21 protein-coding genes are annotated in these 23299 nt (G+C 64.0%); 11 read left to right on the top strand and 10 right to left on the bottom strand.

The features are described from left to right. Nucleotides 1-119: 119 nt before the first annotated feature. Entirely contained in the window at nt 120-1904 is a 1785-nt protein-coding gene (locus ACM6IP_RS11840; RefSeq protein WP_095170402.1) for an IlvD/Edd family dehydratase, read from the bottom strand. A 49-nt stretch (nt 1905-1953) separates the two neighbouring features. Beyond that, nucleotides 1954-3135 carry a fumarylacetoacetate hydrolase family protein gene (locus tag ACM6IP_RS11835; protein ID WP_414861541.1) on the bottom strand — a complete coding sequence of 394 codons (1182 nt, stop codon included), beginning with the start codon at nt 3133-3135 and terminating at the stop codon, nt 1954-1956. Between the two features lie 113 nt (nt 3136-3248). Here ACM6IP_RS11835 and ACM6IP_RS11830 point away from each other — a divergent pair, with 113 nt between their 5' ends. The 6 genes from ACM6IP_RS11830 (at nt 3249) to ACM6IP_RS11805 (ending at nt 9693) form a co-directional block, all read left to right on the top strand. Next, nucleotides 3249-4229, top strand: coding sequence for a LysR family transcriptional regulator (locus ACM6IP_RS11830; protein ID WP_095170404.1), 981 nt, complete (start codon nt 3249-3251; stop codon nt 4227-4229). 97 nt (nt 4230-4326) lie between these two features. Then, nucleotides 4327-5907: an aldehyde dehydrogenase (NADP(+)) gene (locus ACM6IP_RS11825; protein WP_401130450.1), complete on the top strand. Its 1581-nt coding sequence runs from the start codon at nt 4327-4329 to the stop codon at nt 5905-5907. 91 nt (nt 5908-5998) lie between these two features. Then, nucleotides 5999-7381, top strand: a complete 1383-nt coding sequence (locus tag ACM6IP_RS11820) for an MFS transporter (RefSeq protein ID WP_401130452.1) — start codon at nt 5999-6001, stop codon at nt 7379-7381. After that, nucleotides 7378-8118 carry an SDR family oxidoreductase gene (locus ACM6IP_RS11815; RefSeq protein ID WP_414861540.1) on the top strand — a complete coding sequence of 247 codons (741 nt, stop codon included), beginning with the start codon at nt 7378-7380 and terminating at the stop codon, nt 8116-8118. Before ACM6IP_RS11820 ends, ACM6IP_RS11815 begins: the two co-directional genes overlap by 4 nt. A 39-nt stretch (nt 8119-8157) precedes the next feature. Then, complete coding sequence (locus ACM6IP_RS11810) at nt 8158-9006, top strand: ureidoglycolate lyase (RefSeq protein ID WP_414861539.1); 849 nt, start codon at nt 8158-8160, stop codon at nt 9004-9006. A 219-nt stretch (nt 9007-9225) separates the two neighbouring features. Beyond that, the gene (locus ACM6IP_RS11805; protein WP_095170409.1) at nt 9226-9693 is read left to right on the top strand and encodes a GNAT family N-acetyltransferase; all 468 of its coding nucleotides are present in this window, start codon (nt 9226-9228) and stop codon (nt 9691-9693) included. Between the two features lie 9 nt (nt 9694-9702). Here the strand turns inward: ACM6IP_RS11805 and ACM6IP_RS11800 are convergent, their stop codons facing one another. The 6 genes from ACM6IP_RS11800 to ACM6IP_RS11775 form a co-directional block, all read right to left on the bottom strand. Further along, nucleotides 9703-10437, bottom strand: a complete 735-nt coding sequence (locus ACM6IP_RS11800; RefSeq protein WP_159995258.1) for a UTRA domain-containing protein — start codon at nt 10435-10437, stop codon at nt 9703-9705. A gap of 71 nt (nt 10438-10508) precedes the next feature. Further along, nucleotides 10509-11135 (bottom strand): nicotinamide riboside transporter PnuC, encoded by a 627-nt coding sequence (gene pnuC, locus ACM6IP_RS11795; protein WP_095170411.1) that lies wholly within the window; start codon nt 11133-11135, stop codon nt 10509-10511. A 35-nt stretch (nt 11136-11170) separates the two neighbouring features. Further along, nucleotides 11171-13360, bottom strand: coding sequence for a TonB-dependent siderophore receptor (locus ACM6IP_RS11790; protein ID WP_320334297.1), 2190 nt, complete (start codon nt 13358-13360; stop codon nt 11171-11173). A 127-nt stretch (nt 13361-13487) separates the two neighbouring features. Further along, complete coding sequence (locus ACM6IP_RS11785) at nt 13488-14360, bottom strand: sulfurtransferase (protein ID WP_414861538.1); 873 nt, start codon at nt 14358-14360, stop codon at nt 13488-13490. Beyond that, a complete protein-coding gene (locus ACM6IP_RS11780; RefSeq protein WP_414861537.1) occupies nt 14357-15520 on the bottom strand; it encodes a phosphotransferase enzyme family protein in 1164 nt (387 codons plus the stop codon). Before ACM6IP_RS11780 ends, ACM6IP_RS11785 begins: the two co-directional genes overlap by 4 nt. Beyond that, entirely contained in the window at nt 15520-16419 is a 900-nt protein-coding gene (locus tag ACM6IP_RS11775; RefSeq protein WP_237234984.1) for an ABC transporter substrate-binding protein, read from the bottom strand. Before ACM6IP_RS11775 ends, ACM6IP_RS11780 begins: the two co-directional genes overlap by 1 nt. 428 nt (nt 16420-16847) lie before the next feature. On the opposite strand from ACM6IP_RS11775, the gene ACM6IP_RS11770 reads away from it, so the two are divergent. Further along, entirely contained in the window at nt 16848-17357 is a 510-nt protein-coding gene (locus ACM6IP_RS11770) for a hypothetical protein (protein WP_162530200.1), read from the top strand. 184 nt (nt 17358-17541) lie between these two features. Here the strand turns inward: ACM6IP_RS11770 and ACM6IP_RS11765 are convergent, their stop codons facing one another. Together ACM6IP_RS11765 and ACM6IP_RS11760 are read right to left on the bottom strand one after the other, a co-directional pair. Next, the gene (locus tag ACM6IP_RS11765; protein ID WP_414861557.1) at nt 17542-18132 is read right to left on the bottom strand and encodes a helix-turn-helix domain-containing protein; all 591 of its coding nucleotides are present in this window, start codon (nt 18130-18132) and stop codon (nt 17542-17544) included. Between the two features lie 53 nt (nt 18133-18185). After that, nucleotides 18186-18347, bottom strand: a complete 162-nt coding sequence (locus tag ACM6IP_RS11760; RefSeq protein WP_414861536.1) for a hypothetical protein — start codon at nt 18345-18347, stop codon at nt 18186-18188. A 281-nt stretch (nt 18348-18628) separates the two neighbouring features. Here ACM6IP_RS11760 and ACM6IP_RS11755 point away from each other — a divergent pair, with 281 nt between their 5' ends. The 4 genes from ACM6IP_RS11755 to msrA are packed head-to-tail and all read left to right on the top strand — an operon-like array spanning nt 18629 to nt 23146. Beyond that, on the top strand, nt 18629-20701 hold the full coding sequence (locus ACM6IP_RS11755) for an ATP-binding cassette domain-containing protein (protein WP_414861535.1): 2073 nt from the start codon (nt 18629-18631) through the stop codon (nt 20699-20701). A 14-nt stretch (nt 20702-20715) separates the two neighbouring features. Further along, nucleotides 20716-21765 (top strand): glycine betaine ABC transporter substrate-binding protein, encoded by a 1050-nt coding sequence (locus ACM6IP_RS11750; protein ID WP_401130464.1) that lies wholly within the window; start codon nt 20716-20718, stop codon nt 21763-21765. Further along, nucleotides 21762-22682, top strand: coding sequence for a homocysteine S-methyltransferase family protein (locus ACM6IP_RS11745; RefSeq protein WP_414861534.1), 921 nt, complete (start codon nt 21762-21764; stop codon nt 22680-22682). Before ACM6IP_RS11750 ends, ACM6IP_RS11745 begins: the two co-directional genes overlap by 4 nt. Continuing rightward, the gene (gene msrA / locus ACM6IP_RS11740) at nt 22679-23146 is read left to right on the top strand and encodes a peptide-methionine (S)-S-oxide reductase MsrA (RefSeq protein ID WP_320334302.1); all 468 of its coding nucleotides are present in this window, start codon (nt 22679-22681) and stop codon (nt 23144-23146) included. The genes ACM6IP_RS11745 and msrA overlap by 4 nt, the downstream gene beginning before the upstream one ends. Nucleotides 23147-23299 lie beyond the last annotated feature (153 nt).

Genomic DNA, 23299 nt, shown 5'->3' with positions numbered 1-23299 from the left:
GAAATCCACGGCATGAAACTAACGAGTAATGCTAATGGCTGGTATGAAAAAAAATACTACCTGGAAAAATGACCGGGTAGGCACCGCCAACATCGCCGATGGGGCCCGCCCAGTTCCCCTCAGTGAGAGTGCCGTGGCTCGCCGCTGCGGGCGATGATGCGCAGGTGCAGGGTGGCCGGTTCCAGGCAGCCGCCGGTGGACAGTTGCCCGACCAGTTGCCGGTAGAGTTCCTGCCACGGGGTTTGCGAGGCCGGGATGTTTGGCTCCCAGGCTGCTCGGCGACGGGCCATTTCGGCTTCGTCGACCAGCAGGTTGACCGTTCGCGCATTGAGGTCGACGCTCAGCCGGTCATTGGTTTTCAGCAGGGCCAGGCCACCGCCCACGGCGGCTTCCGGGGACATGTTGAGGATCGACGGGCTGGCCGAAGTACCGCTCTGGCGGCCGTCGCCCAGGCACGGCAGGGAGTCGATGCCTTGCTTGATCAGCGCCGCGGGTGGGGCCATGTTCACCACCTCGGCACTGCCGGGGTAACCCACGGTGCCGACGCCACGGATCACCAGGATGCAGCGCTCGTCGATTTCCAACGCTGGGTCGTTGATCCGCGCGTGGTAGTCCTCCGGCCCCTCGAACACGATGGCCCGGGCTTCGAAGCTGTTCTCCGCGCCGGGTTCCGACAGGTAGGTCTTGCGGAACGCTTCGCCCACCACCGACATCTTCATGATCGCGCTGTCGAAGAAGTTGCCGCTGAGCACGATGAAGCCGGCGCGGTGCTTGAGCGGGGTGTCGAAGGGGTGGATCACGTCGGTGTTGCTGGTCAGGGTGCTGCGCACGATCTCGCCGATGGTCTGGCCGCTGACGGAGGCGCAGTCCTCGTGCAGGCGACCGGCCTTTTGCAGTTCGTGCATCACCGCCGGTACGCCGCCGGCGCGGTGGAAACCTTCGCCCAGATACTTGCCGGCCGGCATGCAGTTGACCAGCAGCGGCACGTCTTCGCCAATCCGTTGCCAGTCATCCAGGCTCAGCTCGACGCCCATGTGCCGGGCGATGGCGATCAGGTGCGGTGGGCAATTGCTCGAGGCGCCCAGGGCCGAGGCCACGGCAATGGCGTTCTCGAAGGCTTCGCGGGTCATGATCTGCGACGGTCGCACATCCTGGCGCACCAGCTCGCAGATGCGCTTGCCGGTGGCATAGGCCATCTGGCCGCGCTCGCGATAGGGCGCCGGAATGCTCGCGCAGCCGGGCAGGGACATACCCAGTGCCTCGGCCAGGGCGTTCATCGACAAGGCCGTGCCCATGGTGTTGCAGTGACCCACCGAAGGCGACGCCGCGGTGGTCATTTCCATGAAGCCTTCGTAGTCGATATCGCCGGCGGCGAGCAGGTTGCGCGCATGCCAGAGCACGGTGCCGGAGCCGATCAGTTCACCCTTGTGGTGACCGTCGAGCATCGGCCCGCCCGACAGCACAATCGCCGGCAGGTCGGTGGTCGCGGCCGCCATCAGGCAGGCCGGCGTGGTCTTGTCGCACCCGGTGGTCAGTACTACGCCATCGAGTGGATAGCCGTGGAGGATTTCCACCAGCCCCAGGTAGGCCAGGTTGCGGTCCAGCGCGGCGGTGGGACGGCGAGTCTGCTCGGCAATCGGGTGCACCGGGAATTCCATGGGAATGCCGCCGGCATCACGGATCCCGGCCTTGACCCGTTGCGCCAGCTCCAGGTGGTGCCGGTTGCAGGGCGTCAGGTCGCTGCCGGTCTGGGCGATGCCGATGATCGGGCGACCCGATTGCAGCTCTTCACGGGTCATGCCGTAGTTCATGTAGCGCTCGACATACAGCGCCGTCATGTCGGCGTGGGCCGGGTCGTTGAACCATTGCTCGCTACGCAGCGGGCGTTTCGGGGTGTCACTCATGATTCATAGCTCTCTTATAATTGGATGAATCGACAACCGGCGTCGGGCTTTAGCGGGCGAGCAGGCCTCGGGACGCCAGGTTGCGCAACAAGGCGCCGACGCCAAAGGTCCAGGGCGTGGCGGCAGAACTGTGGGTCACGCGGTTGTGCAGGCTGCCGAGCAACGGGCTGCTGATGCGTACCTGGTCGCCCAGTTTGTGGGTGAAGCCGCTGCCGACGTGATCACGGTCCTCGGTCGGGGCGAACAGGGTACCGAGAAACAGCAGGAAACCGTCGGGATATTGGTGATTGGTGTTGAGGGTCTGCCCGGCCAAGTCCTCGGGATCACGGCTGATCTGGCTCATGGAGCTGGAACCGTGCATCCGGTAGCCGTCCGTGCCCTCGACCTGCAAGTCGACCACACAGGCGCGCACATCGTCCAGGCTGAACTGCTCGTCGAACAGGCGAATGAACGGGCCGATGGCGCAAGACGCGTTGTTGTCCTTGGCCTTGCTCAGCAACAGCGCGCTGCGACCCTCGAAATCCCGCAGGTTGACGTCGTTGCCCAGGGTCGCGCCGTGGATCTGCCCGCGGCTGTTGACCGCCAGCACCACTTCCGGCTCCGGGTTGTTCCAGATCGAGCCGGGATGAATGCCGATCTGGCTGCCGCTGCCGACGGCGGCGAGCACCGGCGCCTTGGTGAAGATTTCCGCGTCCGGGCCGATGCCCACTTCCAGGTACTGCGACCACATGCCTTGTTCGATCAACAGTGCTTTCAACTGCGCCGCTTGTGCGGAGCCGGGCACGATCGAGCGCAGGTTGTCGCCAATCACCCCATGGACGATAGCCCGCACCTGCTCGGCCTTGCCAGCATCGCCACCGGCCTGCTCTTCGATGACGCGCTCGATCATGCTCGCGGCGAAGGTCACGCCAGCGGCCTTGATCACTTGCAGGTCCAGCGGTGGCAGCAGGTAGGGTTGGCTCGGGTCGGCATCAGGGCCGGTATTGGCCAACAGGTTTTCGACGCTGGTCAGGAAAGTGCCAGGGGTTTGGCGTACTTCGGCCAGGGGCGCGTCCGACTCCAGCAAGTCACTCAGGGTCGCGAAGCGCTGCGACAGATCGAACACGCCATCGGCCCGCAGGACAATCAGCGAAGGGCCGGCAATCGGCCCTGGAACCCAGGCGCGACCAATCAAGGTACCGGCCACGCCATCGACCGGCAGGGTGTTCTCGGGAGTAAGCAGTAACGACATGGCAAATCTTCCTGGTCCGTAAAGGCTTCACGCTATGACTGGCACTCGATAAACTCCAATGAGATATTTTCAGTAATCGATAACTCCTGGTTATTGTTTGACGAGGCACACCCATGTCCGAACTGTCATTCTCCAGCTTCTGCGGCTGGCTCAAATTCCGCCATCTGCTGCTGATCGACACCCTGGGCCGCACCCGCAACATGCACTTGGCGGCGCAGCAGATGAACCTCAGCCAGCCGGCTATCAGCAAGATGCTCAAGGAAATCGAAAGCCTGCTGGGGTTTGCCTTGTTCGAGCGCCAGCCGCGCAGCATGCCGCCCACGGCGCTGGGCGAGCATGTCTTGCGGTATGCGCAGATCGCTCTGAATGACGCACGTTCGTTCGTCGAGCAGATCGGCAGCCTGCGTGAGGGCGGCCATGGTCATCTCAAGGTCGGCGGGATTTTTGCCGCCACCGCCATCGCCCTGCCCGAGGCGATTTTGCAGATCAAGCAGCGCTGGCCGCTGTTGTCGATCGAGGTGGTGGAGCAGACCAGCAACCACCTGATGGAGATGCTCGAAGAGAAAAAACTCGACCTGGCGGTGGCCCGGTTCACCGAGCACAGCCAGGAGCAACGCTACGACTTCCAGCCGCTAGCCCCGGAACCGTTCTGCATCGTGGTCAACAGCCGCCACCCGCTGGCAGACGCCGGGCCGATCTCCTTGCAGCAGTTGGTGGACCTGCCGTGGATTCTGTACCCGGTGGGCACGCCGATTCGTGCGCGCATGGAACTGGCCTTCGCCGAGGCTGGGGTGGCGCTGCCGCGCAATACCGTCGACACCATCTCGATGCAGACCTTTCTCCAGGTCCTGCAGCGCGGGCCGATGATCGGCATGCTGCCGGATGCCATGGTCTATCCACTCCTGGAAAACGGCCAGTTGAAAGCCCTCGACACGCCGCTGCACCTGGCGCCACAGGACTACGGCATCCTCACCCGCAAGGGCGAGCAACTGGTGGGGGCGGCCCTGGAGTTCGCGCAGATCCTCACGGACAACGCCCGCCTGGCCAGGGACCAGGTGGCTGAAAATGCGGCAGTCGCAGGTGAAACTCGATAACGCTTGGTTATCGGTTAATCCAAAAATGCCATTGGGAAAGAATCGATTCGCGGCAGTAGAGTACCGACCAGATTTCACTCTGGGTCAGGAGACTGTCATGCCCGAACTGTCTGGTCACAACTTCATCGCCGGTGGCCGTAGCGCCGCCGGCTCCGTGGTCCTGCACAGCGTTGATGCGACTACCGGGCAGCCGCTGCCCATCGCCTTTATCCAGGCCACGGCCGAGGAAGTGCACGCTGCTGCCACGGCGGCCCATCAGGCCAGCGCGATCTACAGCAATTTGCCGGCCGAGCGCCGGGCCGAATTCCTCGACACCATCGCCAGCGAGCTGGATGCCCTGGACGAGCAATTCGTCGCCCTGGTCTGCAGCGAAACCGCCTTGCCAGCGGCGCGCATCCAAGGCGAACGGGCCCGCACCAGCGGGCAGATGCGCCTGTTCGCCCAGACCTTGCGCCGTGGTGACTTCCTCGGTGCGCGGATCGATTTGCCGCTGCCCCAGCGCCAGCCTCTGCCACGGGTCGATCTGCGTCAGTGCCGCCTGGGCGTCGGCCCGGTCGCGGTGTTTGGTGCCAGCAACTTTCCCCTGGCCTTTTCCACCGCCGGTGGCGACACCGCTGCGGCCCTGGCCGCTGGCTGCCCGGTGGTGTTCAAGGCCCACAGCGGGCACATGGCGACGGCCGAGCAGGTAGCCATGGCAATCATTCGTGCCGCCGAGAAGACCGGCATGCCGGCCGGGGTGTTCAACATGATCTTCGGTGCCGGCGTCGGTGAGGCACTGGTCAAGCATCCGCTGATCCAGGCGGTCGGCTTCACCGGCTCGCTCAAGGGCGGCCGGGCGCTGTGCGACATGGCTGCTGCCCGGGCGCAACCGATCCCGGTGTTCGCCGAGATGAGCAGCATCAATCCGGTGCTGGTGCTGCCGCAGGCGCTGCAGGTGCGCGGCGAGCAGATCGCCCGCGAACTGGCCGCCTCGGTGGTGATGGGCGCCGGGCAGTTCTGTACCAATCCGGGCCTGGTGATCGGCATTCGTTCGCCAGCGTTCAGCGCTTTCCTGCAATCGCTCAGCGTGCTGATCGCCGAACAGCCTGGGCAAACCATGCTCAACGCGGGCGGCCTGCGCAGTTACGTCGAAGGCTGCGCCACCTTGCGCGCCCATCCCCAGGTCACGCACCTGGCCGGGCAGGCGCAGGAGGGCAATCAAGCCCGGGCGCAACTGTTCCTGGCCGACGTCCAATTGCTGCTCAGTGGTGATGAACTGCTGCAGGAAGAAATATTCGGGCCGGCCACCGTGGTGGTGGAAGTGGCTGATCGCGCTGAATTGCTGGCGGCCTTGCAGGGCCTGCGCGGGCAACTGACCGCCACCCTGCTGGGTGAGCCGGACGAGCTGGCACACGCTGCCGACCTGGTGGCGTTGCTGGCGCAGAAAGTCGGCCGGGTGCTGGTCAACGGTTACCCGACCGGCGTCGAGGTGTGTGACGCCATGGTCCACGGCGGCCCTTGGCCGGCAACTTCCGACGCCCGTGGCACCTCGGTGGGCACCCTGGCCATCGACCGTTTCCTGCGTCCGGTGTGCTACCAGAACTTCCCGGATGCCTTGCTTCCCGAAGCGCTGCGCAACAGCAATCCATTGGGGCTGACGCGCCTGGTCAACGGAGAAAAAACCACCCAGGCACTCTAGTCCACGCTGCATCGCCGGGTGAATTGCTCGCCCGGCGTGACCCATTCGATAAAAACAATCAGGCATGTCCACATGCCCAGGGGTTATCTCCATGCAAACGATATCCGAGCATCTGCCCGCGCAGGCGCAAGCCAGCGAACTCGACTTTGAAGACCGCACCTACCGCAAAGTGATCTGGCGCATCCTGCCGGTGCTGCTGCTGTGCTACATGGCCGCCTACCTGGACCGGGTCAACATCGGCTTCGCCAAGCTCGACATGCTCAACGAGCTGCAATTCAGCAACACCGTCTACGCCCTTGGCGCCAGCATGTTTTTCTGGGGCTACTTCCTCTTCGAAGTGCCCAGCAACCTGTTGCTGCATCGCTTCGGCGCGCGCTTCTGGATCGCGCGGATCATGCTCAGCTGGGCGGTGATCTCCATGGCGGTGGCCTATACGGTGCCGCTGGCGGGGTTCTTCGGGCTTGAGTCGAGCACCATGTTCTATGTGCTGCGATTCCTGCTGGGGATCTGTGAAGCGGGCTTCTTTCCCGGGGTGATCCTGTACCTCAACTACTGGTTCCCGACCCATCGCCAGAGCCGGGTGATGTCCGGGTTCCTGATGGCCATGCCGATCAGCCTGACCCTGGGCGGAATCCTCTCCGGCTGGCTGATGAACAGCATGCAAGGGGTGCATGGGCTGTCGGGCTGGCAGTGGATGCTGATCATCGAGGGCATTCCTTCGATCATCATGGCCTTCGTGGTCATCGTTTGCCTGGCCGATAACATTGACAAGGCCAAGTGGCTGTCAGCCGCCGAGAAAGCCATGCTCAAGGCCAACCTGCAGACCGACAACCAGGGCAAGGTGTCGCGCCTGGGCGAGGTGTTCTTCAACCCGCGCGTGTGGTTGCTGGTGCTGATCCTGCTGACCTTCAACACCGGCTTCTATGGCCTGGCGTTCTGGATGCCATCGATCATCAAGAGCACCGGCATCACCAACAGCCTGCACATTGGCCTGCTGACCGCGATTCCCTATGCGGTAGCCACGGTGGCGATGCTGCTCAATGCACGCCACTCCAACCGTACCGGCGAGCGCCGGTTGCATGCGGCGATTCCGGCCTTCATCGGCGGCGCCGGGCTGATCCTCAGTGCCTTTTTTGCCGACAACCTGATGCTCTCCGTGCTGTTCCTCAGCGTCGCCGCCTCGGGGATTCTCAGCCTGATGCCGATTTTCTGGACCCTGCCGGGCACCGTGCTGTCGGGTGTGGCGGCCGCAGCCGGGATCGGCATGATCAACGCCATCGGCAACCTGTCCGGCTTCACCGGCTCGATGATCACCGCCGTGGCCGAGAACCTCACGGGCAACATCAACAACGGTACTTACGTGCTGGCGGTGTGTCTGTTCATCAGCGGCGCGTTGATCCTGGCGATCCCTGCGGCGATGCTCGGCCGGACGGCGAAAACCGCGGCCGGCAGCGCTAACCTGGAGCGAGTATGAAGATGCACAACAAGCGGGTGCTGGTGACGGCGGCCGGGCAGGGCATCGGGCTGGCCAGTGCCATCGCCTTTGCCGAGGCGGGTGCGCAGGTGTTCGCCAGTGATATCGAGGTGCGCGGGCTGCAAGGGATTCCGGGTATCGAAGCCCTGACCCTGGACGTCACTTCGGCTGGCGCCATCAGCGAGGCCTGCCAGCGGATCGGCGGCCTGGATGTGCTGTTCAATTGCGCCGGGTATGTGCACAGCGGCAACATCCTGGAGTGCGATGAAGCGGCCTGGGCCCGGTCCATGGACATCAACGTGACCGCCATGTACCGGATGATCCGCGCGGTGCTGCCGGGCATGCTCGAGCGTGGCGGCGGTTCGATCATCAACATGTCGTCGGTGGTCTCCAGCGTCAAGGGTGTGCCCAAGCGTTTTGCCTATGCCGCGAGCAAGGCAGCGGTGGTGGGCCTGACCAAGGCGGTCGCCGCCGACTTTATCGGCCAGGGCATTCGTTGCAACGCAATATGCCCGGGCACCGTGGAGTCGCCGTCGCTGCGCCAGCGGATCGCCGAGCAGGCGGCGCAGCAGGGCGTCACCGAGGCGCAGGTGTACCAGCAGTTCCTCGACCGCCAGCCCATGGGCCGTATCGGCAGCGCCGCGGAGATCGCCCAGTTGGCCGTGTACCTGGGCAGCGATGCCTCGGCCTATACCACTGGTGGCGTGCATGTCATCGATGGCGGCATGAGTATCTGAGCGCCTCCCGGCACCTTTAATTAGCAGCAGGAGCGACACATGAAATTAGTGCGTTATGGCGACAAGGGTTCGGAAAAACCGGGCCTGCTGGATGCCAATCAACAGCTTCGCGACCTCTCTGGCCACGTTGCCGACATCGCCGGGCAGACCCTGACTCCACAGGGTCTGGCGGCCCTGGCGGCGATCGACCCCGCCAGCCTGCCACGGGTGGCCGGCCAGCCACGGATCGGCGCCTGCGTCGGCCAGGTGGGCAAGTTCATCTGCATCGGCCTGAACTACGCCGACCATGCCGCCGAGTCGAACATGGAAGTGCCCAAGGAGCCGATCATCTTCAGCAAATGGACCAGCGCCATCTGCGGCCCCAACGACAGCATCGAGATCCCCCGTGGTTCGCTCAAGACCGACTGGGAAGTCGAACTGGGGGTGGTCATCGGCAAGGGCGGGCGCTACATCGATGAGGCTAATGCGATGGATCACGTCGCCGGTTACTGCGTGATCAACGACGTCTCCGAGCGCGCCTGGCAGTTGGAGCGCGGCGGCACCTGGGACAAGGGCAAGGGCTTCGACACCTTCGGCCCGATCGGTCCGTGGCTGGTCACCCGCGATGAAATCGCCGACCCCCATGCGCTGGACTTGTGGTTGGAGGTCGACGGTCACCGTTACCAGAAAGGCAACACCCGCACGCTGATCTTCAGCGTGCCGCAACTGATCGCCTACCTGAGCCGTTGCATGAGCCTGCAACCTGGCGACATCATCTCCACCGGCACCCCACCGGGCGTCGGCCTGGGCATCAAGCCCGACCCCGTCTACCTGCGCCCCGGCCAGACCATGCGCCTGGGCATCGCCGGCTTGGGCGAACAGCTGCAGGTGACGGTACAGGCGGATTGAGCCTCACCCCTCACCGCGGGATTGACAGGTGGGGGGCTGGGCCAACAGTATCGAGCCATGACCAGAACCTACCGCCTGAACATGATGTGCTGCTCCATGACCGCCGCTGGCGGGGCATGAGGTCAGGCGCGTTCAGGATATGACGTTATGACCCAAGGCCCCGCCAGCAATGGACGGGGCTTTTTTTGCGCCGTCCGAAGCTGGCCAATGGAGAACCCCATGTTGCAGATTCGCCGCGCCACCCAGGACGACGCCCAGGCCGCTTTCGAGATTCGCCTGCGCGCGATCCGCCACCAATGCATCGGTGCCTATACCGAGCAGCAGATGCTGACCTGGACCGCAGGCTCGGCGGCGGATGGCTACAGTGCGCTGATGGACTCTCACTTCTACATGGGGTGGGTCGATGGCGTGGCCGTGGCCACCGGCATGCTCGATCTGCCACGGCGGGAAATCGGCGCGATCTTCGTCCTGCCCGAGTTCATGCAGCAGGGGATTGGCGTGTTGATCCTGGAATTCCTCGAGCAGTTGGCACACCAGTTGGGCCTGGAGCAGGTGGTGCTCGACGCGACATTGAACGCTGCCGACTTCTACCGGCGCTGCGGTTACCGTGGTGAGCAAACGTCCATCTACCATTCACCCTCGGGCCTGCAACTGGCTTGTGTGCCGATGGTGAAACAGCTGGGCTGAGCCCGGCCGTCAATCCTTGCCGGGATACCGCGTCTCCATCACCACCGACAGCGCGTCGGGGCGCCAGAATTCCTGGTCGAATTCCACCGGCTGGTCTGCCTCGCCGAAGTTCAGGCGCTCCAGGTAGACACTGGTGGAGCCCGGCGACAGTTGCAGCAGTTCGGCCTGTTGCTCGTTGACCGTGCCGATGTGCATCTGCAATTCGCAGCGCGATTGCACCCGCGCAAAATGCTCGCGCAGGACCCGGGTCAGAGAGGTGTCGAGGTCGACGTCGAGCAGGCCCGGGCACCAACTGGCGAGCAGCGCGTTGAATTCCAGCAGCACCGGACGCCGGTCGATCCAGCGCCGGCGCTGGAGAAAAAACACCGGCTCTTGTGCCGACTCCAGCCCCATGCGTCGGGCCAGCCAACTGCCGGCCGGGCGCAATTCGGCCTGCAGGCATTCGGTGCGCGGTGTGCGCCCCTGGGCACTGACGTAGTCCATGAAGCCACTGATGCGCGTCGGGTCGTAGCGGATGCGCTGCGGGCTGACGAACCAGCCGCGACGATTCTCCCGGTACACCCGGCCTTCGGCTTCCAACTGCTGCAAGGCCTGGCGCAGGGTCACCCGGGTGCAGCCGAAACGTTCGATCATGTCCCGTTCGGAAGGGAACTTCTGGTCGGCCTGGGGGATGCCGTTGGCGAGGTCCTGGGCGATCTGCTCGCGGATCCGCTGGTAGTGCGGTGAGACTGGGTCAAAAGGCATGACGTGGGACGCCCGATGGCGGATCGAAGAGGACGATGGCGCCCGGGGACACCATCGACGGGTTACCTACACTAACCAATCGCCCGGCCAGCCGTCGAGGGCTGCGCGCCGCCGTCGGCAATCCCTGGTGCTGGCCGTTCCTGGCGCGCCAGGTCCTGCTGCCAGGCACGTAGGCCGTAGATCGCCAGCAGCACAAAACCGGCGTACAGCGCGGCGGTCAGGCGCAGGTCCTTGAACAGGAACAGGCCGACATACAGGCAGTCGAGGACGATCCACAACCACCAGCTGACCACGTACTTGCGTGCCGCCCAGACGCTGGCGACCAGGCTGAAGGCAGTGAGCGACGCGTCCATCCAGGGCACGGAAGCATCGGTGTAGGTGTGCATCAGGGCACCGAGCAGCCCGGCACCGAGGGCCCCGCAGAGCAAGCCGAGCAGGCCTTCGCCCAGGGGCAGGCGCGCCACCCGTACCTTGCCTTGTTCCAGGTGGCCCTGGCTCCAGCGCCACCAACCGTAGCCTTGCAGCAGGGCGAAGATGCCCTGCAACAGGGTGTCGGAGTAGAGCTTGGCGTCGTAGAAAATCCAGGCATACAGCAGCACCGCCAGCACGCTGACCGGCCAGCACCAGCGGATGCGCCGGGCGGTCAGCCAGACGCCGAGGAGGTTGAGAATGACAGCGATGATTTCAAGATCGGACATAACGGTTTCCTCAAGCGTGGCCTTGGCGGGCCGGATCAGAAGTTGACCGATGCACTCAAGCGGGCGGTCAGTGGTGCACCCTGGAACACGTAGTTGTCGCCCATGTACTCCCCGACATCGCGCCAGTAGCGCTTGTCGAACAGGTTATCGACGGTCAGGCGGAACACCGTGTCGTAGCCGTCGATGCGCGTGCTGTAGCGGCTACCGATGTTGAACACGGCGTAGGCGCTGGCCTCGACCTGGCCTTCCTGGCTGGCGTATTTGCTGGCGCTGTATTGCACCCCGCCGAGCAGCGCCAGGCCGTCGACCCACGGCAGGGCATAGTCGCCATAAAGACTGGCGCGCAGGTTCGGTACGTTGATGGTCTGGTGACCTTCGTAGGCCGGGGTGTCGCTGCCGCTGACTCGCGAGCGGATCGCCGCGACACTGGCGGAGATCTGCAGGCGCTGGCTGGCCCAGCCATTGGCCGAGAGCTCCAGGCCGGTGTTCTTCTGCTCGCCCTGCTCGGTGTAGGTGAAGCTGCCGTCGGCATTGGGCCGGGAATACTGATAGCCCTGGCGGATCTGGAACAGCGCTGCGCCGAGGCTCAGGCGCTGCCAGTCGTACTTGATCCCGGCCTCGATCTGCCGCGACACGGTCGGTGCGAGGATCTCGAAGGCATTGCTGGCAAACCACGGAGCCTCGCCACCCAGGGACAGGCCCTTGCTGTAGCGGCTGTACAACGCCAGGTTCGGCAGCGGTTTGTAGATCAGCGCGGCCTGGGGCAGGAACTCGTAGCGCTGGGTGTGGCGGGTGGTGTCGCCCTCGCTGTCGAAGGTCTCTTCATCGAGGCGCACTTCGCGCCCGCCGAGCACGGTCTGCCATTGTTCGTTGAAGCTGATCCGGTCGTTGAAGAACAGCCCGTACTGGCGGCTGTCCAGGTTTCGATACGAATCATTGAGCGGCCCCGCGTAGCGCGGGAAATCGGCCGGTTCGCTGGCGATGTTGGCGCTGCCGATCCACTCGTTGATCGGCTCGCGCTTGTCGACGATCCGCCGAAATGCGCTGCTGCCGACGGTCAGTTCGTGGCCCAGGCCTGCCGTGTCGAAGGTGCCGCTGAGGGTGGCCTGGGCTTCGTCGTTGCGCCGGGTGTCGTCGGGGCTGCGGAAGTCATAGATGTCGTAGTCACCCTCGGGACTGAAGTAGTTGGGCACCGCCGCGCCGGCACAACTGGCGGCGCCGTAGCAGCCCCAGGCGAACGAGCTGTAGTCATCGATCACCACTCGGCTGCGCGAAGCGCTGAGGTTGCCTTTCCAGGTGTCGCTGAAGCGGTACTCGAAGTTGCCGTTGAGGTTCAGCGCATCGGTGGTCACCGGTTTCGTGCCGCTCTGATGCGCCAGCAACTGCTTGGGCGAGGCGTGGTGCGGCAACTCGGTGCCGCCGAGCAACTGATAGCCCGGTGCCGAACGCTGTTGTTTGGTCTGGTACTCGACATCCAGTTGCAGCAGCGCGGCGTCGCTCAGGGTCCAGTCCAGCGCCAGGGAGGCAAAGTCGCGCTGGCCGTTGGTGTGCTCGACGTAGGAGTGCAGGTCTTCATGGGCCAGGTTGGCGCGCAGGCCGAACTGTTGTTCGCTGCCAAAAAAACCACCGACGTCGGTGGCCAGGTAACCGCTGCCGCGATCGTCGGTGGACACCGTGACCGAGTGCACATCGGTCGGCCGCTTGGTCACATAATTGATCAGCCCGCCGGGCTCGCTGACCCCGCTTTGCAGGCCCGCCAGGCCCTTGAGCAGTTCCACCTGCTGTTTGTTTTCCAGGCCGACGTTCTGCTCGCCGGTGATGGTGCGGCCGTTGATCTTGTAGCTGCTGGCCGCGTTCAGGGAGAAGCCGCGTACCACGAAGTTCTCGTAGTAGCCGACCGGTGCGTAGCTTTCACCCACCGAGGCGTCGTTTTTCAACACTTCACTGAGCAGGCGTGCTTGCTGGTCCTTGATCAGGGCTTCGTTGATCACCGCAATCGAGGCCGGCGTGTCGAGCAAGGGCGCGGGGTCGAACCCACCGACAGCGGCCTCGGACACCTGGTAGCCGGAGTGGTCCTCGGCATTCACGGTCACGGCCGGCAGCAGGGTCTCGGCAGCGTGGACCGAGGGCAGGGCGCTGGCCAGCAACAGCCCGAGGGTCAGTTGATTGAAGGCAAAGCGCGGGGCGCAGCCGTCCTGGGGGGACGTCCGGTAAAGCCTATCCATGTGAAACTCCTTGATGACTGCGAGCCCGGGGCAGGCGAACACCGGGCATAGGGGCCCAGGTGCGCTCCAGGAAAGCGCTGTGCGGTAAAAAACAGGAAATCAGGTTAAATACGTGCCCCCGAGGGCATCAGTCCGGAGTTGCTCCGGTGGTCATCGGCAAGTTTGAATCCGCGGCCCATTCTTGCAGCGAGCCATCATACAAGAGCACGTCGTCGCGGCCGACCAGGGTTAACGCCAGGGCCAGGGCCGCCGCAGAAATTGCGCCGCCACAATACAGCACCAAGGGCCCTGGCACGTCGAGCAGTAGCGCAGCGAGTTGCTGTTGCAACTGGTCGCGTGGCAGGTACCGGCCATCTGCGTCGAGCAATTGCCGCGCTGGCAGGTTGCGACTGCCGGGGATGTGCCCGCGCCGCGCGTAACGGCTCGCGGCACTGCCTTCGAACAATGCCTTGGACAGGGCGCACACCAGCAGCCCCGGTCGCTCACCGGACACCATCGCCTGCACACCGTCACGCTCGATCCACAAGCCTGGCCGGGCTGACAGCGGCATGGCGGCCACCGGCAGCACCGGTTCAATACCTTGTGCCTGGGGCAACCCCGCTGCGCACCAGGCCTTGAAACCACCGTCGAGCACCTGCGCCGCCAGCCCGACGCTGCGCAGCATCCACCACAGGCGTGCGGCCCAGAAACCTTCGCTGCGATCGTAGATCACCATCTGGCGAGCGCCATCCAGGCCCAGCCGGGCCAGGGCGCTCGCCAGTTGTTCGACACCGGGCAGGGCAAAGCTGAACGAGGCGTCGGGCAGGGCCAGGTCATGCAGCAGGTCGGCGTGCAGGGCACCGGGGATGTGGGCCTGATACCAACCGTCGCGCCCGCTGGCGACCTGGTAGTCGCGGTCGAAACGCGGTGCCGGCAGTTCGACGCTGGCGTCGAGGATCAGCAGGTTGGCGTCTTCGGCCATCAGGCTGGCCAGTTGCTGGGGGCTGATCAGTGGGTTCATGAACCTTGACTCCGGGTGGCGGCACGACGCCGTAGATGTTCGAGCAGGCAGTGGCCGGCATCAGTCGAAAACCAGCGGGTGTGACCGATCAGGTAAGCCTTGTATGCGATGTCGGCACTCGCAGCGCAACCGACCACGCCGTTGAAGTAGGCGATCTCCGACAGGGCGAAATCCACATGCACCAGGGGCAGCAGGGCGGCCAGGGTCAGAAGCTCGGCCGCCGACAGCGGCAGGACACTGGCATAACCGGCCAGCAAGGCGTCGATGTCGTCGAGGGCCGCCGGGGCAGACCCGCCGCTGTCCAGTTCCAGCCAGGGAATGGCGTTGCGTTCGATGGCGGTGGCCAGGTCGAACAGGGCGAAGGTGCGGTCCGCCAGGCCAAAGTCCAGCACGCCGCTGACCTGGGCGTCGGCGGTGCTGGAACTCCACAGCAGGTTGGAGCCGTGCCAGTCGTTATGGGTCCATAACCCGGGTTGCCGGGCCAGCAGTGGTTGCAGTGGGCGATGCCAGGGCAGCAGCAGGGGCAGCAACTCGTCGCGCCATGGCTGGCGGTCCATATAGGCCGCCAGTGCCGGGTCGTGCTGGATGAACGTATGCAGGCTGGTGGCCAGGTCCGGACCGCTGCACAGCTTGAAGTTGGCCAGCAGCACCTGGGCCTGGCGCGGCGGGGCCTGGAAGTCCGCGGCGCCACGGTGCAAGCGGGCCAGCGATTGACCGGCCGACCAGGCGTGGCGCTGGCTGAGAAACGGCGTCCAGGACAAGGCGTCGCGATACAGGTCCTGACCTTCGGCCAGGGCATGCACCTCGTAGGTCCACTCGCCCTGAGCGATCGCCGTGTCGCCGTCGCGGTTGGCCAGCACTTCGGTCACCGGCACCCCGCGTTGCCGCAGATGGGCCATGAAACGGTGTTCTTCGCGCAGCCAGGCGGGGTTGCGTACCTGTTGTGGGTGGCGCTTGACGAAGACCCGGGTGTTTTGGGTCTGGACCAGGCTGGCGGCCGAGAACGGCCGCGGGCTGTGCCAGTCCAGTTGCAGCGGCACGCCGAGTTGCGGGTAGCCGCGCAGCAGTTGCGCGACATCGTCCGCCTGCAGCGGCGCCCACTGCGCCGCCACCGGTTCCAGGCCCAGACCGTGGGCGCTGAAGGGTTCGTGTGCGGCCATCACAGCGGCTCCGGCAGGAAGGCGTTGCTGGTGGCCTGGCGCCAGGCCTGCGCATCGGACAGCACGTGGTTGGCGTGCAGCCAGTGGGCGTAGGGTTCGAGCAAGGCATCGCGTTGTTGGCCCCAGGTTCCCTGGTGCAGCCAGGTCGGCGCGATGGCGTGCAGCGATTGCGCCAGCAGCTCGCGGGGGAAGTACGGGGTGGCGCTTTCATAGGCCTGCAGCGCGCTGGCCGGGTCGGCGGCCGCAGCCAGGTAACCACGGGCGGTGGCGGCGAGAAAGGCGCGGGTCAGTTCGGGCTGGTCCAGCAGGGTCTGTTCATGGGCTCCCAGCAGGTAGCTGTGATAGGCCGGAGCGCCAAGCTCGTCGACCGGCCAGACCACGCGCCGCTCGGCGGCGATCGGGCTGTCCATCAGCGCTTCCCAGGCCCAGTAGCCGCCAAAACTGGCATCGGCGAGGCCGGCGGCCAGTTGCTCGGGCCGCAACTCGCGGGTGCCGCTGTCCACCAGGATCAGCGCGTCGGGATCACCGCCATCGACCCGCATCAGATGCCGGACCATGGCCACGCCGCGGGGCGTCGGATTGAGCGCCAGGCGCCGACCCGCCAGGTCCCGTGGGCGCTGGATGCCGGAGTCGCTGAGGGTCTGGATCGATTCCAGGCCAGCATGGTTGATCGCCGCTACCCCCAGCAACGGTTGCCCCAGAGCGCGGCGTACCAGCAGGCGGTTGCTGGGGAACAATCCGAAATGCACGGCCCCGGTCAGCAGATGCTCGAGAGTGTCACCGCGCCAAGGGTCGTGCACTACCAGTTCGACATCCAACCCAGCCTCGGCGTACCAGCCGCGTTCGCGGGCCAAGTACAGGCCTGCCGAATTAGGCCAGGGGTGAAAGTATTCGAGCATTACCCTTACACCAACCATCGATTTGCTACTCCAGTGCAAATGTTTAATGCGCCGATTTATAAGGTCTGAATCTGGTATATACCAATACCTTTTATCACTATGGATATACCCGATAATCCCGGTGAAGCCTGCACCAGAGCGGTTTGCTGAAAATAATCGAGTCCTTGTTAGAACGATTATTTCTTTGGGTTATTTAGATAGTTGTCAGTCGAATATCCATGACCGCTGAACGGGTGCAGAGGTGGTGGTTATATCTGTGATTGCGTCGTTAAGTGGGTTGTAACAGCGGCATTGGCACTCGGTGCCGCACTAATGGAGTTGGCGCAGCGTTTTTCGCTGTTGTGGGGGCGTCTTGTCGTGGGAGAGCCAGTCCTTAGAATCGGCGCCATCGCTTAACCCAACTATTTAATCCTTGCGGGAGCTCCACCATGATGAATGCCATGCAGATGCCAATGTCGATGAACAGCAGCATGCCGATGATGCCGATGATGGGCATGCCGATGATGATGGCGACCATGAGCTGCGAAATGCTCGAAGACGGCATGATGTGCAAGATGATGCCGGCCGCTGGTATGGACATGGCGATGTTCAAGAACAGCGCGCAAATGATGCAGATGATGATGGACTGCGGCATGCCGATGATGATGCATTGCGCCAACATGAGCATGATGTGCATGTCCCAGGCGAGCATGGCCATGCCGATGATGGGCGCCATGATGCCGATGCCGGTAATGGGCATGCCGATGCCGTCGATGAAGTGCGTGATGGAGTGCAGCCTTCAGGCTGACAGCATGATGTGCAAGATCATGCCGATGGCGGGCATGAACATGGACATGATGAAGAACTGCTGTGGGTTGATGATGAAGATGATGAACGATTGCAGCATGCCGATGATGATGAGCTGCAATGGCATGCCGATGATGTGCTGCACTTGCTGATTGGGGGCTTTTGAGGGCGGGGGTGGATCCTCAGCATTGGCCCCTGGGTATCTGCAAATCCTGCGAACACCTGGAGCCTCATTGTGGGAGCGAGCCTGCTCGCGATGGTCGTCAACGATGACGCGTGCTGCCTGGATGCACGCGTCGTACTTGAGGTTTTCGCGAGCAAGCCGCTGTTGGCCGGTCAGTCCATGCGTTCCGGATACGTCACTACCAGATACGCCACTGCTTCGCTGTCCGCTGGGTTGCGATAGCGGTGGGGCTGGTCGGCGTAGAACAGGATCGAGTCGCCGGTGGAGAGCAGGTAGCGTTCTTCGTTTACACTGATTTCCAGCACGCCCTGGGCCACCACCAGGTTTTCCTGCACGCCCGGGCCATGGCCTGCGGATTGGTCTTCCCCCAAGGGGCTCAGGCGCAGTTCGTAGAATTCCGATTGGCGTGCCACGTCGAACGGGAACAGTGCGCGGCTGACGAAGGCGCCATTGGCGCTGACCAGGCGTTTGCTCTGGCTGGCCGACAAGACCGCGACCCCTTCGAACGCGCGGTGTTCGAGAAACGCCGCGACCGAGACTTTCAAGCCCTTGGCAATTTTGCACAGCACCTTGATCGACGGCACGCTGCGGCCGGATTCGATCTGCGCCAGCATCGCCCGACTCACGCCGCACTGGCGGGCCAGTGCGTCCAGGGACAGATGGCGCTTGCCCCGCAGGCGCTGCAGGTTTTGCGCGACCCGCTGACAAATCGGATCTTCTTCCTGGGGCTGCAAGTGGTTCAGATCGAGCACCGGTTCGTCGGCGCTGGCGAGAAAGCGCACGGGACCCTGGGCGTTCACGCGTGGCGGGTCTCGGTGCTGGCCGTCGGCTGGGCCGTGGTGAAGGTCCGCAGGCCGGCCTGCAGCGTGTACATATCCCACATGGCCCGTGCCCGTTGTTGAGCCTGTTTGCGTTTGCGGTAGCTGGCGAAGTCGATGAGGTTGTCAGTCGGATTCATGGGGCACTTCACTGTGGTGATGAATGACGGGATGGGCTGAGCCTACGCGCAAATTGTTATATCGATAAATAATGATTTTCTATTTATTAATTCGTTTTGGTTCTTAAAGGTGTAAGCAAGAGAACGGGAAATAGACGCCTAAGCTAATTCCAAAAAAGTATTTATTTGTACTTTTTAAGATCGATTAGCTTTATGTCACGGCGCCAGGCCCCTGCCGCCTCGTCCCTTTTTCCATCCCGGGTGCGCTGTGTCGCGCTCGGGCCTGCTTGTCGAGAACGCCTGTGACCCTTATCCAATCCTCTCTGGCCAGCGCCCGGATCGAGACCCCAGCCCCGGATGCGCCCGCACTCGAAGCGGACGTGGTGCTTGAGTTGCGCGACGTGACCAAGGCCTACGGGCAGAACGACGCAGCGCCGGCGGTCAGCAACGTCAACCTGAAAGTCCTGCGTGGTGAAGTGTTGTGCCTGATGGGCACTTCCGGCAGTGGCAAGTCGACCTTGCTGCGGCACATCAACCGCTTGATCGAGCCTTCCAGCGGCGAAGTGCTGATTGACGGCCAGGCGATCAGTGGCTTGAGCAACAAGGCCCTGCGTGAGTTGCGTTCGCGGCGCATTGGCATGGTGTTCCAGCATTTTGGCTTGTTGCCACACCGCACGGTGCTGGACAACGTGGCCTTGCCCCTGGAATTGCGTGGCGAGCCCGAGGCGCAGCGGCATGCGGCGGCAGCCGTGCAGTTGCAGGCGGTCGGGCTGCAAGGCTGGGGCGAGCATTATCCCCATGAACTGTCGGGCGGCATGCGCCAGCGCGTCGGGCTGGCCCGGGCGCTGGTGACGGAGCCGGACATTCTGTTGATGGATGAGCCGTTCAGCGCCCTCGACCCGACCATCCGCCGCGACCTGCAGAGCCATTTCCTGGCCCTGGCCCGCGCACGCGGGATCAGCACTTTACTGGTTACCCACGACCCGGCCGAAGCCTTGCGCCTGGCAGACCGCATTGCGGTGTTGCGCCATGGCCGCCTGGTGCAACTGGGCACGCCTGAACAATTGCTGGAGCAGCCGGCCGACGCCGAAGTCGCGGACTTTTTCCGTGACTGCGCGCCGGCCAGCGCCCCTGCAAGAGCGTCGACCAAGGTCGCGGCCCGACTGCCCAGCCAACCACGCGCGCCTTCCTATAGTCCCGGTCTGTCGGCCTGGCAAGCGTTGTTGCTGGGGCCAGCGGCGTTGGCGGCGCGGGGTAGGGGCGGGCTGTTCTGGCTGGCTTTTGCCAGCGAACTGGGCGCCTTGGCAGCCCTCGGCCAAGGATTGCTTAGCTCGGCCTGGCTGACGGTGCTGCTGGCGACGCTGGTGCTAGTCGCCAGTCGCTACAGCGCGCTGACGCTCAGCGCCCGTCCGGTGCGCGGCGGTGGCTCGGATTGGGCGCTGCCGTTGACGCTGTTGTTGGTCTGCCAGGTCCTGGTGATCTGGCGGGTGATCACTGCCGACACCAGCAGCGCGTTGCTGCAGTTCCCGGCCAATCGCCAGTTGCTGCTGGTGACGGCGCAGAGCATTGACCAGTTCATCAGTTGGTCGCAGGTGACTTTCGAAGGCGCCTTTGTCGGGGTGATAGTCGCGGTGCGCACGGTCATCGAAGGCATTGAGAGCCTGCTGGGCTGGCTGCCCTGGCCGGTCTCGGCCCTGGCCCTGGTGTTTCTCTCTTGGCGATCGGCCGGCCTGGCACTCGCGCTGACCAGCAGCGCCGCACTGCTGTACATCGGCCTGTTCGGCTTCTGGGAGCGCACCATTGCCACCCTGGCGCTGGTGGGGTCCTCGGTGCTGATTGCCCTGGTGATCGGCGTGCCCACCGGCATCCTGCTGGCGCGCCGACCATGGGTGCGCCGCGTGGTCACACCGCTGCTGGATGTGATGCAGACCCTACCGACCTTCGTGTACCTGATCCCGGCCGTGGCGTTCTTTTCCGTGGGTAAGACCCCGGCGGTGATTGCCACGGTGATTTTCGCCCTGGCGCCGATGATCCGCCTGACCTCCCTGGGTATCCAGGAGGTGCCCAAGGATGCCGTCGAAGCGGCTGTGGCTCATGGCGCCAGTAGCTGGCAGACCCTGGTCAAGGTGCAACTGCCACTGGCCCGGCGCTCGCTGTTGCTGGGGATCAACCAGACCCTGGTCATGAGCCTGTCGATGGTGGTCGTGGCCGCCCTGATCGGGGCCGGCGGGCTCGGTTACGACGTGATGACGGCGTTGCGCAACATCAAGGGTGGCGAAGGCATGCTCGCCGGTGCGGCGATTGTCCTGTGCGCGCTGATCCCGGATCGAATCATTCAATCGAGCTTGCGCAAGCAAGACCCGACCTACAACTGAACGTGAGGCTTATCGTGAACAAACCCTTATCGCGCACCCTGGGCGCAGTGGCATTGCTGGCCTCGCTGATTGCTCCACCGGCATTGCTGGCCAAGGAAAAAATCGTCATCGGCGAACAGAACTGGACCGGTGCCATTGCCATTCAGCACATCCTCGGCGAAGTCATCAGCAGCCGTCTCGATGGTGATGTCTCGTACCTGGCGGGGGACGTCGCGGTGCTGTTGAGCGCCGCGTCCAAGGGCGATGGATCGGTGGACGTGCTGACCGACATCTGGCTGCCGAACCAATCGGCCGCCTGGGCCAAATACGTCACCGGCGGCACCCGTTCGCTGGTGCCCAATGCCCACCCCTATGCTGGCGAGCAGGGCTTCTACATCCCCGGGTACTTGCAGGACAAGTACGGCGTCAAATCGGTATACGACCTGAAAAAACCGGAAGTGGCGAAGTTCTTCGAGCCCCTGGGCGGTGGCAAGGCGCAGTTGCTGGTGGGGCCGGCCGGTTGGGAGTCCACTTACATCGGCCAGATCAAGGCCAAGGATTACGGGTTTGCCGACAAGTTCGAGGCGGTCTCCACCGAGGCTTCGGTGACCTACGCCAAACTGGCTAGCGCCTACAAGGCCGAACGCGGCGTGGTGTTCTACGCCTACACCCCGGACTGGATTTTCTCCGCCTTCGATCTGCGTCGCCTGGAAGAACCGGCCTTCGATGGCTATGCCCAGGACAACAAAAAAGGCGATCCGCTGTACAAGGCCGATGGTTGCTGGAAATTCATCAGCCCGACCGTCGACCCGGATTGGCTGAACAAGAGCCAGATCACCTGCGCCTTCCCGGACGCCAAGGTCCACGTGCTGGCCTCGGCCGCGTTGCAGCAGCGGGCACCGAAAATTGCCGAGTTCCTGCGCAATGTCGCGATCGAACCGGCGCAGCTCAACGAACTGATCCTGAAGATCGAGAAGGAGCAGCAACCGGCTGACGTAGCGGCCAAGGCCTGGGTCCAAGCCCATGCCAGCACCGTGGACCAGTGGTTGCAGGCTTCGGCACCGACCGTGAGTGCGATCCCATGAGCCGGCCTTCCTTGCGATTGCTCGATGGTGGCATGGGGCGCGAGCTGCAGCGCATTGGCGCGCCGTTCCGGCAGCCGGAATGGTCGGCACTGGCGCTGATCGAGGCACCGCAGTATGTGCTGCGGGCCCACCAGGCGTTCATCGACGCCGGTGCGCGGGTCATCACCAGCAACAGCTATGCGGTGGTGCCTTTTCATATTGGCGAGGCGCGTTTTGCCGAGCATGGCCTGGCGCTTGCCGAGCGGGCCGGTCGCCTGGCGCGGCAGGCGGCGACTGCCAGTGGCGAAGCGGTCACGGTAGCCGGCTCGCTGCCGCCAGCCCTGGGCTCCTATCGACCGGACCTGTTCGACCACTCGCGTTCGGTGGCAATTCATCGCCAGTTGATCGCCGGCTTGCAGGCCCATGTCGACGTCTGGCTGGCGGAAACCCAGAGTTCCATTGCCGAAATCCAGGCGGTAGCCGAAGCCCTGGCCAGCGACAGCAAACCGTTGTGGCTATCGTTCACGCTGCTCGATGAAGTGGGCCAGCCGCCACGCCTGCGTTCCGCCGAACCGGTGGCCGAGGCGGTGCGCGTGGCGGCCGGACTGGGGGCACAAGCGGTACTGTTCAATTGCAGTCAGCCAGAAGTCATGGCCGCGGCATTGAGTGAGGCCGCCGACGTTATCCGCGGCCTGGGCCTGGCCATTGAGCTGGGGGTCTACGCCAATGCCTTCCCGGCGGTGGACGCCGAGGCGAAAGCCAATAGCACCCTGCTGGAGATTCGTTCCGACCTGGGACCCCAGGCGTACCTGCACTGGGCCAAGTCCTGGGTGGCCGCTGGCGCGAACATCGTCGGCGGCTGCTGTGGCATCGGCCCGGAACACATCGCCCAGTTGCACCAGCATTTGATCGAGCAGGAACTGGAGGTAGAAGCATGAGTGAGGTGGAGCAATCCGTGTTGTTGGAACAGGCAACCTTTGGTGCCGGTTGTTTCTGGGGCGCAGAGGCATACTTGCGGGCGCTGCCCGGGGTACTCGATAGCCGGGTCGGCTTCGCACGTTCGGCCGATGGCGAGCCGGCGTTGATTGAAGTGGTGCAGGTCGACTTCGATCCCCGGGTGATTTCCTATACGCACCTGATCGAACATTTCTGGACCCTGCACGACCCGACCTCGGTCGACCGCCAGGGGGCGGATATCGGGGTCAAATACCGCTCGGCGTTGTTTTTCAGCTCGGCGCAACAGGCGACCAGTGCCCAGGCCGCGAAACAGCTACTGGACGCGTCCGGGCGCTTGGGCAAGCCATTGGCAACGGTGATAGTGCCTCTGGGGGAGTTCCAGTTGGCAGATGAAGCTCACCAGCGCTACCTGGAAAAACACGGTGCCAGCAGTTGTTCGATCTGAGGGCGGCCTTGAAAGCATCGTGGGTGTCAGGTGTCATCGATGTTGGTAGTGGCGGCCCCATCGCGGCATAGGTATCTACACAACTGTGGTGTGACGTTGCGCCTGTGGGCCGGCCAGGGTGTTGGATTAGACCGAGTACATATCCATTTCTTT

It is taken from the genome of Pseudomonas sp. IT-P176, from assembly GCF_949767245.1.
GTDB lineage: Bacteria > Pseudomonadota > Gammaproteobacteria > Pseudomonadales > Pseudomonadaceae > Aquipseudomonas.
Note: the sequence above shows the minus strand (reverse complement) of the source record. Positions and strands in the feature narration are given on the sequence as shown.